Raw genomic sequence first — 9,658 nt, 5'->3', positions numbered from 1 at the left:
CGTGGACGGACGGGAGGCGCGGTGCCAGCCGGCACCGCGCCTCCCGTCCGTCAGGGGGTCGCGATCAGTAGGTCGACGCGATGAGGTTCTCGGGGACCTCGCGCGCGGCGTCCTGGTCGACGAAGAACACCGTGCGCTTGCGGCCCTGCACACCGCCGACGGGGACCTCGTCCACCGCGGCGCCGGCCAGGGCGAGCCCGAGGACGGAGGCCTTCTCGGCGCCGGACAGGATCACCCAGACGCGCTGCGAGGCGTTGATCACCGGGAACGAGAGCGTCAGGCGCTGCGGCGGCGGCTTGGGGGAGTCGTCGACCGTCAGGACGGCACGGTCGGTGACGGACAGCTGCGGGAACTCCGGGAAGAGCGACGCCGTGTGCCCGTCCGGCCCGACACCGAGCAGCGAGATGTCGAAGCGCGGGGCGACGGCACCCTCGGGGGCGGCGTCCTGCAGTTCGCGCTCGTACTGCGCGGCGGCCTCGTCGATGGTGAGGCCGGCATCCGACGGCGCCATCGGGTGGATGTTGGCCTGCGGGATGTCGACGTGGTCGAAGAAGTCGGTCTGCGTGCCCGTGACGTTGCGGTCCGCGTCGCCCTCGGCGACCCAGCGCTCGTCGACCCACCAGACGTGGACCTTCGACCAGTCGACGCTCTCGCGAGCCGGCGACTGACCGATGGCGGCGAGCACCAGGGACGACACCGAGCCACCGCTGATCGCGATGTCGGCACGCTCCTGCTCGTCGAGCACGTCGATGATCTTCGTGATGAAGCGAGCGGCGACCGATGCGCCGAGGGCCTGCTTGTCCGGGTGTACGAGCACCCGTCGTTCGTTGGTCACGTGACTCCCGTGTTGGTGGGCCGGCTGGTCGGACGCCGGGTGACGTCCGACCGGCCGGGAGGGTGGTCAGCCCGCGATCGACTCGCGGATCTGGGGCACCCCGTGCTTGACGACGTCTCCGAAGAGGACGTCCGGGTCGAGTCTACGGAGTTCCTCTGCGAGGCAGTCACGCAGGTTGCGCCGCGGGAGCGACAGGTCGTGCGTGGGCTGCCCCGGCATCGACAGCGTGGCGACGTCGACGAGCGAGCGCTCGAGGTCGATCGGACCCGACGCCCGCTCGAGCTTCACGCCGTGGATGCCGCTCGAGCCCGTCGCACGGGGCGACGTGACGACGGCGACGGGGACCTGCAGCTGCAGCCGGAGCCACGCGGCGAGGAGGATCGTGGACGGGCTGTCGCTCGCCCCCGAGACCTCGACGGACGTGATCGACTCGTACGGCGGCTGGTCGAGCGCCGCGGCGAGCTGGTTCCGCCAGAGCGTCAGACGGGTCCACGCGAAGTCGGTGTCGCCGGGGACGTACGAGCGGCCGAGCGCCTCGATCGCGCCGTTCGGGTCCTTCTGCGCGGCGGCGTCGGTGATGCGGCGCTGCGCGATCCGGCCCAGCGCGGACGCCGCGGGCTGCTCGGGCGCGGTCTGCGGCCACCACGCGACGACGGGCGCGTCGGGGAGGAGCAGGCCGGTGACCAGGCTCTCCTCGTCCGTGGCGGTCTCGCCGTAGGCGCGGAGGACGATGACCTCGCTGGCGCCCGCGTCGCTGCCGACGCGGATCTGCGCGTCGAGGCGACCGGGGGACTTCGTGTCGCCGTCGTTCTTCGACACGATGATCACGCGCATCGGGTGCTCGCGCGAGGCCTCGTTCGCCGCCGAGATCGCCTCTTCCTCGTGGCCGAGGCCGGTCGAGATGATCAGCGTCAGGACGCGACCGAGGGCGACGGCGCCGCCCTCCTCGCGGATGTGGACGAGCTTCTTCTGGATCTTCGAGACCGTGGTGTTCGGCAGGTCGATCTTCATGGACGCCTCCAGGTCCGGCCGTCGCGGGCGAGGAGGTCGTCGGCGGACGACGGCCCCCACGTGCCGGGACGGTACTGCTCGGGCTGGCCCTGCGTGGCCCAGAACTCCTCGATCGGGTCGAGGATCTTCCACGACAGTTCCACCTCTTGGTGACGGGGGAACAGGGGCGGGTCGCCGAGGAGCACGTCGAGGATGAGTCGCTCGTACGCCTCCGGCGATGCCTCGGTGAACGCGTGGCCGTAGCCGAAGTCCATCGTCACGTCGCGCACCTGCGTGCCGACGCCGGGGACCTTCGAGCCGAACCGGAGCGTGACGCCCTCGTCCGGCTGCACGCGGATGACGAGCGCGTTCTGCCCGAGCGGCGCCTGCGTGTTGCCGTAGACGTCCTCGGGGACGCGCTTGAACACGATCGCGATCTCGGTGACACGACGGCCCAGGCGCTTGCCGGCGCGCAGGTAGAACGGCACGCCCTGCCAGCGTCGGGTCGCGATGTCGAGCTTGATCGCCGCGTAGGTCTCGGTCGTCGACTCGGGGTTCATCCCCGCCTCGTCGAGGAAGCCGAGCACCTTCTCGCCGCCCTGCCACCCACCGGCGTACTGGCCGCGGGCCGTCGCCGTGGCGAGGTCCTCCGGCAGCCGCACGGCCGAGAGCACCTTCTCCTTCTCGGCGCGGAGGTCCGCGGCCTTGAACGAGACGGGCTCCTCCATCGCCGTGAGGGCGAGGAGCTGCAGCAGGTGGTTCTGGATGACGTCGCGCGCCGCGCCGATGCCGTCGTAGTAGGCGGCACGTCCGGCGACGCCGATGTCCTCGGCCATCGTGATCTGCACGTGGTCGACGTAGTTCGAGTTCCAGATGGGTTCGTACATCTGGTTGGCGAAGCGGAGCGTCAGGAGGTTCTGGACGGTCTCCTTGCCGAGGTAGTGGTCGATGCGGAAGACGTCGTCGGGCGCGAAGACGCTCTCGACGATCGCGTTCAGCTCGCGCGCGGTGCGGAGGTCGGAGCCGAACGGCTTCTCGACGACCACACGGCTCCACGAGCCCTCGCGCTTCTCGGTCAGCCCGGACAGCTTGAGCTGCTCGGTGACGACCGGGAACATCTTCGGCGGGATCGACAGGTAGAACGCGTGGTTCCCGAGCGTGCCGCGCTGCGCGTCGAGCTCGTCGACGGTGCGCTTCAGCTCGAGGAACGCCTCGGGGTCGTCGAACGAGCCCTGGACGAAGCGGATGCCCTGTTCGAGCTGCTTCCAGACGGCCTCGTCGAACGGGGTGCGGGAGTGCTCCTGGACCGCGTCGTGCACGAGCTGGGAGAAGTCCTGGTCCTCCCAGTCGCGGCGGGCGAACCCGACGAGTGCGAACCCGGGCGGCAGGAGCCCCCGGTTCGCCAGGTCGTAGACCGCGGGCATCAGCTTCTTGCGGGACAGGTCGCCCGTCACGCCGAAGATGATGAGGGTGCTGGGTCCCGCGATCCGGTTCAGACGGCGATCGGTCGGCAGTCGGAGCGGGTTGTGCTCCGGGGTGACAGCCACCGGTGACATGAGTCGGTGAACTCCTTGTAGGTCGAACGGAGACGGCGGAGCGCTGCGCTGCTGTGGCAGCGGCGACTCCGCCGTCGTGGTGGTCGGGTCCGGCCGGGAGGCGCGCATCGCGCCCGGCGGGCAGGTCCTGACCGAGGGTGCCCGCGTCACGGGGACGGTGGTGCCGTCCCCGCGACGTTTCGGCTCCGGTTCCTGCTTACTTCGCGTTCTCGAGCGCGGTCTTCACCGTGTCGACGAGCTCGCCCCAGGAGACGTTGAACTTGTCCACGCCCTCCTTCTCGAGCAGCGCCACGACGTCGTCGTAGTCGACGCCCTGGGCGGCGATCTGGTCCATGACCTGCTGGGCGCCGTCGAACGAGCCGGCGATGGCGTCGCCGTGGATCTCGCCGTGGTCGAACGTGGCGTCGAGCGTCTTGCCCGGCATGGTGTTGACCGTGTTCGGCGCGGCGAGCTCGGTCACGTAGAGCGTGTCGGGCAGCGACGGGTCCTTGACGCCGGTCGACGCCCAGAGCGGACGCTGCGTGTTGGCACCCGACTCGAGCAGGCCCAGGGCGCGCTCGGTGGCGAACTGCTCGGTCCAGACCTGGTACGCGAGCTGCGCGTTGGCGATGCCGGCCTTCGACTTGAGGGCCTTCGCGTCGTCGGTGCCGACGGCGTCGAGGCGCTTGTCGATCTCGGAGTCGACGCGCGACACGAAGAACGAGGCGACCGAGTGGATCTTCGAGAGGTCGTGGCCGGCGGCCTTGGCCTTCTCGAGGCCACCGAGGTAGGCGTCGATGACGGCGCGGTAGCGCTCGAGCGAGAAGATCAGGGTGACGTTGACCGAGATGCCGGCACCGATGACCTCGGTGATGGCCTCGAGGCCCTCGAGGGTCGCGGGGATCTTGATGAGGACGTTCTCGCGGCCGACCTTGTCGAACAGGAACTTCGCCTGCTCGATGGTCTTCTGCGTGTCGTGTGCCAGGCCCGGCTCGACCTCGATCGAGACGCGGCCGTCGAAGCCCTTGGTCTCGTCGTAGATCGGCTTGAAGACGTCGGAGGCGTTCGCGACGTCCTGCGTGGTGATCTCGAAGATCGCCTCGGTGACGTCGGTGCCCTTCGCCGCGAGCTCCTTGACCTGCGAGTCGTAGCGCTCGCCCTTGGCGAGGGCCGACGCGAAGATCGTCGGGTTCGTGGTGACGCCCACGACGTTCTTCTGCTCGATGAGCTCGGTGAGCTTGCCGGTCTCGAGGAGCTCGCGCGACAGGTCGTCGAGCCAGATGCTGACGCCGACCTCGGAGAGGGCGGCGGTGGGGGTGTTCTCAGCCATGGGTTTCTCTTCTTCTTTCGTCGACCGGCCCGGTCTGCGTGACGCGACCGGGGCCGTGGTGTCGTGGTCTGGAGGCCGGGAGGCGCGGGTCGGGCCCGCTGCGTGCCTCCCGGCAGAGGGGCCGGACCCGGCGTACCGGATCCGGCCCCTCGTGGGTCAGGACGCTGCGATCGATTCCTTGGCGGCTGCGACCACGTGCTCCGTGGTGAAGCCGAACTCGGCGAAGAGTCGCTGGTAGTCGGCCGATGCACCGAAGTGCTCGATCGACACGCTGCGGCCCTTGTCGCCGACGATGTCGCGCCAGCTCATCGCGATGCCGGCCTCGACCGAGACGCGTGCGGTGACGGCCTTCGGCAGGACCTGCTCGCGGTAGTTCTCCGACTGCTCGAAGAACCACTCGAGCGACGGGGCGCTCACGACGCGGGCGTTGATGCCCTCGCCCTTGAGCTGCTCGCGGGCGTCGACGGCGATCTGGACCTCGGAGCCGGTCGCGATGAGGATCACGTCCGGGGTGCCGTTCGGCGCCTCGGCCAGCACGTACGCACCCTTGCCGACGTTCTTCGCCGAGGCGAAGGTGTCGCCGGACGCCTCGCCCTCGCCGCGCTCGAAGACGGGGAGGTTCTGGCGGCTCAGCGCGATGCCGGCCGGGCGGTCCTTGTGCTTGAGCATCTCGAGCCAGGCGTACGAGACCTCGTTCGCGTCGGCCGGACGGACGACGTCGAGACCCGGGATCGCGCGGAGCGCGGTGATCTGCTCGATCGGCTGGTGCGTCGGGCCGTCCTCGCCGAGGGCGATGGAGTCGTGGGTCCAGACGTAGATCGCCGGCGCCTTCATGAGCGCGGCGAGACGGACCGCCGGACGCATGTAGTCGCTGAAGATCAGGAAGGTGCCGCCGAAGGGGCGGGTGTTCCCGTGCAGGACGATGCCGGACAGGATCGAACCCATCGCGTGCTCGCGGATGCCGAAGTGCAGCACGCGGCCGTACGGGTCGGTGCTCCAGGTCTTCGTCGACGCCTCGGCCGGACCGAAGGACTTCGCGCCCTCGATCGTGGTCAGGTTCGACTCGGCGAGGTCCGCCGAACCGCCCCAGAACTCGGGCATGAGCGGCGCGATGGCGTTGATGACCTTGCCGGAGGCGGCGCGGGTCGAGACGGCCTTCTCGGTCGGGAAGACCGGCAGCGCCTCCTCGAGGCCCTCGGGGAGCTCGCCCGCGTTGATGCGGTCGAGCATGGCCTTCTTCTCCGGGTTGGCAGCAGCCCACGCGTCGAAGGTCTTCGTCCACTCGGCGTGCTCGGCCTGGCCCTTGGTGATCGCACCGCGGGTGTACTCGAGGACCTCGGGGTCGACGTGGAAGGTCTGCTCGGGGTCGAAGCCGAGGACCTCCTTGAGGCCCTTGAGCTCCTCGCCGCCGAGGGCGGAACCGTGGATCTTGCCGGAGTTCTGCTTGGTCGGCGACGGCCAACCGATGATCGTCTTGAGGACGATGAGCGACGGCTTGGTCGTCTCGGCCTTGGCGGCCTCGACGGCACGGTACAGCTCCTCGACGTCCTCGGAGTACTCGCCGGTCTTCTTCCAGTCGACGTGCTGGACGTGCCAGCCGAGCGCCTCGTAGCGGGCGGCGACGTCCTCGGAGAACGCGATGTCGGTGTCGTCCTCGATCGAGATCTGGTTCGAGTCGTAGAAGACGACCAGGCGACCGAGCTGCTGGCGACCGGCGAGGCTCGCGGCCTCGTTCGTGACGCCCTCCTGCATGTCGCCGTCACCGGCGATCACGTAGGTGAAGTGGTCGAACGGCGACTCGCCGTCGGCGGTCTCCGGGTCGAACAGGCCGCGCTCGAAGCGCTGCGCGTAGCCGAAGCCGACGGCCGAGGCGAGGCCCTGGCCGAGCGGGCCGGTGGTGATCTCGACACCGTCGGTGTGGCCGTACTCCGGGTGACCCGGGGTCTTCGAGCCCCACTTGCGCAGGTGCTGCAGGTCCTCGAGCTCGAGGCCGTAGCCGTGCAGGTAGAACTGCACGTACTGGAGGATCGAGGCGTGCCCCGCGGAGAGGATGAAGCGGTCGCGGCCGATCCAGGTGGAGTCGCTGGGGTCGCGACGCATCACCTTCTGGAAGAGCAGGTGGGCGACGGGCGCGAGGCTCATCGCGGTGCCGGGGTGACCGTTGCCGGCGGCCTCGACCGAATCGGCGGCGAGGACGCGCGCCGTGTCGACGGCCTTCCTGTCGATGGCGTCCCAGGTGAATTCAGCCACTTGGATGTTGACCCTTCGTTGTTGCGACATGTGCGAGGGCTCGTGCCATCGCACGGACATGATCGCCGTCCCGGGGCCGGATGTCGTGTCGCCGTACGACGGCGGCCGACCGGCTCGATGCGGCCGACGTCATCGGGGCGCGCACTGCGGGAGGCCCCTCCAGCATAGTGACCACGCACACAGAAGGTGTCCAGGTGACGACGGTGCCGTGTCGGGCGTGGGCCCGGGCGGCGGGGCGGGGCAGCATCGCGGCGCCTCGATGGCCTAAACTAGGGACGGCCCGTGTGCATTCCGGGTCGACGCACGCCCCGACGGTGACGGAGCCGCCCACCGAGCGTGCGAGCTGACGCGAATGGACTGAGGTTCCCCTGTTGACTGCCACCGCGACCCGGCCCGACACCGATCGACCCCGCTCGTCGCTGTCCCGCAAGGTCCGGGCGTACGTCTCGCTGACGAAGCCCCGGGTCATGGAGCTGCTGCTCGTGACCACGGCGCCGACGATGTTCCTGGCGGAGCGCGGCGTGCCGGACCTGTGGCTCGTGTTCTGGACGATGCTCGGCGGCGCCATGTCCGCCGGGTCCGCCTCGGCCTTCAACTGCTACATCGACCGCGACATCGACCGGCTGATGAAGCGGACGAGCACGCGCCCCCTGGTCACCGGGGAGCTCTCCGACCGCGAGGCCCTGGTGTTCTCGTGGGTGCTCGCCGTGCTCTCCACCGCGGTACTCGGGTTCCTCGTGAACTGGCTCGCCGCGGCGCTCAGCGTCATCGCGATCCTCATCTACGTGTGCGTCTACACGCTGTGGCTCAAGCGCCGCACGCCGCAGAACATCGTGTGGGGCGGGTCGGCCGGCTGCATGCCCGTGCTCATCGGGTGGGCCGGCGTCACCGGGTCGCTGACCTGGGCGCCCGTCATCCTGTTCATGGTGATCTTCCTCTGGACGCCGCCGCACTACTGGCCGCTGTCGATGAAGTACCGCGACGACTACGACGCCGCCGACGTCCCGATGCTCGCGGTGGTCCGCGGCCGCACGGTGGTCGGGCTCCAGGTCGTTCTGTACGCCTGGGCGACGCTCGTCTGCTCGCTGCTGCTCATCCCGGTCGCGAACATGGGGCCGCTCTACACGGTGGTCGCGCTGGCCGGCGGGATCTGGTTCGTCGTCGAGTCGCACCGCCTGTACTCGCGGGCGATCCAGCACGTCGAGCAGGTCCACCCGATGCGCGTGTTCCACAGCTCGATCACGTACCTGACGCTGCTGTTCATCGCGGTGGGCATCGACCCGCTGCTGCCGCAGGTCTTCACCTTCTCGCTGTAGGGCGGGTCTGCCCCAGCGCACGAGACGCCGCCGGTCCCCGGCGGCGTCTCGTGCGTCCGGGCGCGTGCGGGGCACGGTGGCGCTGTCGCCGGTGCGTGTGGGGCGTGCAGGTGCCCGACCACCGGACGGGAGGCGCGGTGCGGACGGGTGGCGCGCCTCCCGTTCGTAACGTGGTCGGGGCGAAGCCGTCTGCCGCGGTTGCCCGAGCAGGCTCCGGAACGACGACATCCCACGCGTCGATCGACGCGTGGGATGTCGGTAGAGCGGTGCCGTCGGCGCGGCTCAGGCGGCGACGGGCTCCCGGTGGGCCGAGCGGCCGGCGCTCGCGCGCGTCGAGAGCACCAGGACGGTGACGGCGCCGACGAGCAGCCCCGCGAGCACCATGTGCGTGCCCACGAGGCCCACCGGCAGGCCCGTGCGCGCCTGGGTCAGCCCGACGGCGATCTGGACGAACTCGACGACCAGCAGCAGGAGCGCCCACCGGCTCGACGTCCGCAGCAGCACCGCCCCGACGACGAGGACCAGCGTGAGGCCGAACAGGACGTAGGCGGGCACCGCGTGCAGGTGCTCCATGAGCTGCGGGTCGAAGCCCGTGCGGTGCAGTCGGCCGCCGTCGACGGCCTCGTCGGCCCCGGCGTGCGGCCCGGACCCCGTGGTGAGGATGCCGACGAGCACCGTGACCGCGGTGGCGGCGACGGTGCCCCGGACGACGCCGGTGTACCAGGCCGGCACCAGTCGGGCGGCGGCACGCGGACCGTTCATCGAACGGTAGACGAGGGTCGCGGTGACCGCGACGAGCGTCGTCGAGACGACGAAGTGCAGGCCGACGACGAAGGGGTTGAGGTTCGTCAGCACGCTCAGGCCGCCGATGACGGCCTGCACCGGGATGGCGATGCCCTGGGCGAACGCGAGCCAGAACAGCTCGGGACGCGTCCGGCGCATCCGGACGACCGCGAGGAACATCGCGATCGCGACCACGACGAGCACGAAGGTGAGGAGCCGGTTCCCGAACTCGATGACGCCGTGGACGCCCATCTCGGGCGTCGACACGAGCGACTCGGCGGTGCACTTCGGCCAGGTCGGGCAGCCGAGGCCCGACGCCGTCAGCCGGACGAGGCCGCCCGTGCCGATGAGCACGACCTCGACCACGAACGAGGCCCAGGCCAGCCAGATCACGCGACGGTCGACGGCGCGGGGGAGCGACCACCACCGCGGGTTGCGGGTGTCCGGCTGGACGCCCTGCTCGACGGTGGGTCCGACGCGAGTCACGAGGGTGGTGCCTTCCTGTTGTTCCGTGCGGTGAACCTGTAGGATTCGAGGGTTCAGCGGCAGTCAAGTCTAGGCAGGCGCCGGCTCCGAATGGGCCGTGTTCGCCGGTGCAACCCGAGACTCCGTGGAACCA

The 9,658-nt window shown here is 70.1% G+C and carries 7 protein-coding genes; 1 reads left to right on the top strand and 6 read right to left on the bottom strand.

Translation table 11 applies throughout. The features are described 5' to 3' along the window. Nucleotides 1-64 precede the first annotated feature (64 nt). The 5 genes from pgl to tkt all read right to left on the bottom strand — a co-directional run bounded on the left by pgl (nt 65) and on the right by tkt (nt 6,940). Nucleotides 65-835, bottom strand: a complete 771-nt coding sequence (pgl, locus tag H7A69_RS13270) for a 6-phosphogluconolactonase (RefSeq protein WP_069710833.1) — start codon at nt 833-835, stop codon at nt 65-67. Nucleotides 836-901: 66 nt separating this feature from the next. Then, nucleotides 902-1,846 carry a glucose-6-phosphate dehydrogenase assembly protein OpcA gene (locus H7A69_RS13265; RefSeq protein ID WP_069710834.1) on the bottom strand — a complete coding sequence of 315 codons (945 nt, stop codon included), beginning with the start codon at nt 1,844-1,846 and terminating at the stop codon, nt 902-904. After that, entirely contained in the window at nt 1,843-3,381 is a 1,539-nt protein-coding gene (gene zwf, locus H7A69_RS13260) for a glucose-6-phosphate dehydrogenase (RefSeq protein WP_182047424.1), read from the bottom strand. The genes H7A69_RS13265 and zwf overlap by 4 nt, the downstream gene beginning before the upstream one ends. A gap of 196 nt (nt 3,382-3,577) precedes the next feature. Next, nucleotides 3,578-4,690, bottom strand: a complete 1,113-nt coding sequence (gene tal, locus H7A69_RS13255; protein ID WP_182047423.1) for a transaldolase — start codon at nt 4,688-4,690, stop codon at nt 3,578-3,580. 156 nt (nt 4,691-4,846) lie between these two features. Then, nucleotides 4,847-6,940 carry a transketolase gene (tkt, locus tag H7A69_RS13250; protein ID WP_182047422.1) on the bottom strand — a complete coding sequence of 698 codons (2,094 nt, stop codon included), beginning with the start codon at nt 6,938-6,940 and terminating at the stop codon, nt 4,847-4,849. A gap of 371 nt (nt 6,941-7,311) precedes the next feature. Here tkt and H7A69_RS13245 point away from each other — a divergent pair, with 371 nt between their 5' ends. Further along, nucleotides 7,312-8,256 (top strand): heme o synthase, encoded by a 945-nt coding sequence (locus H7A69_RS13245; protein ID WP_069710838.1) that lies wholly within the window; start codon nt 7,312-7,314, stop codon nt 8,254-8,256. A 282-nt stretch (nt 8,257-8,538) separates the two neighbouring features. On the opposite strand, the gene H7A69_RS13240 is transcribed toward H7A69_RS13245, so the two are convergent. Beyond that, the gene (locus H7A69_RS13240) at nt 8,539-9,525 is read right to left on the bottom strand and encodes a COX15/CtaA family protein (protein WP_182047421.1); all 987 of its coding nucleotides are present in this window, start codon (nt 9,523-9,525) and stop codon (nt 8,539-8,541) included. Between the last annotated feature and the right edge of the window lie 133 nt (nt 9,526-9,658).

The sequence above is a fragment of the Curtobacterium sp. ME26 genome, assembly GCF_903970945.1.
GTDB classification, from domain to species: domain Bacteria; phylum Actinomycetota; class Actinomycetes; order Actinomycetales; family Microbacteriaceae; genus Curtobacterium; species Curtobacterium citri.
Note: the sequence above shows the minus strand (reverse complement) of the source record. Positions and strands in the feature narration are given on the sequence as shown.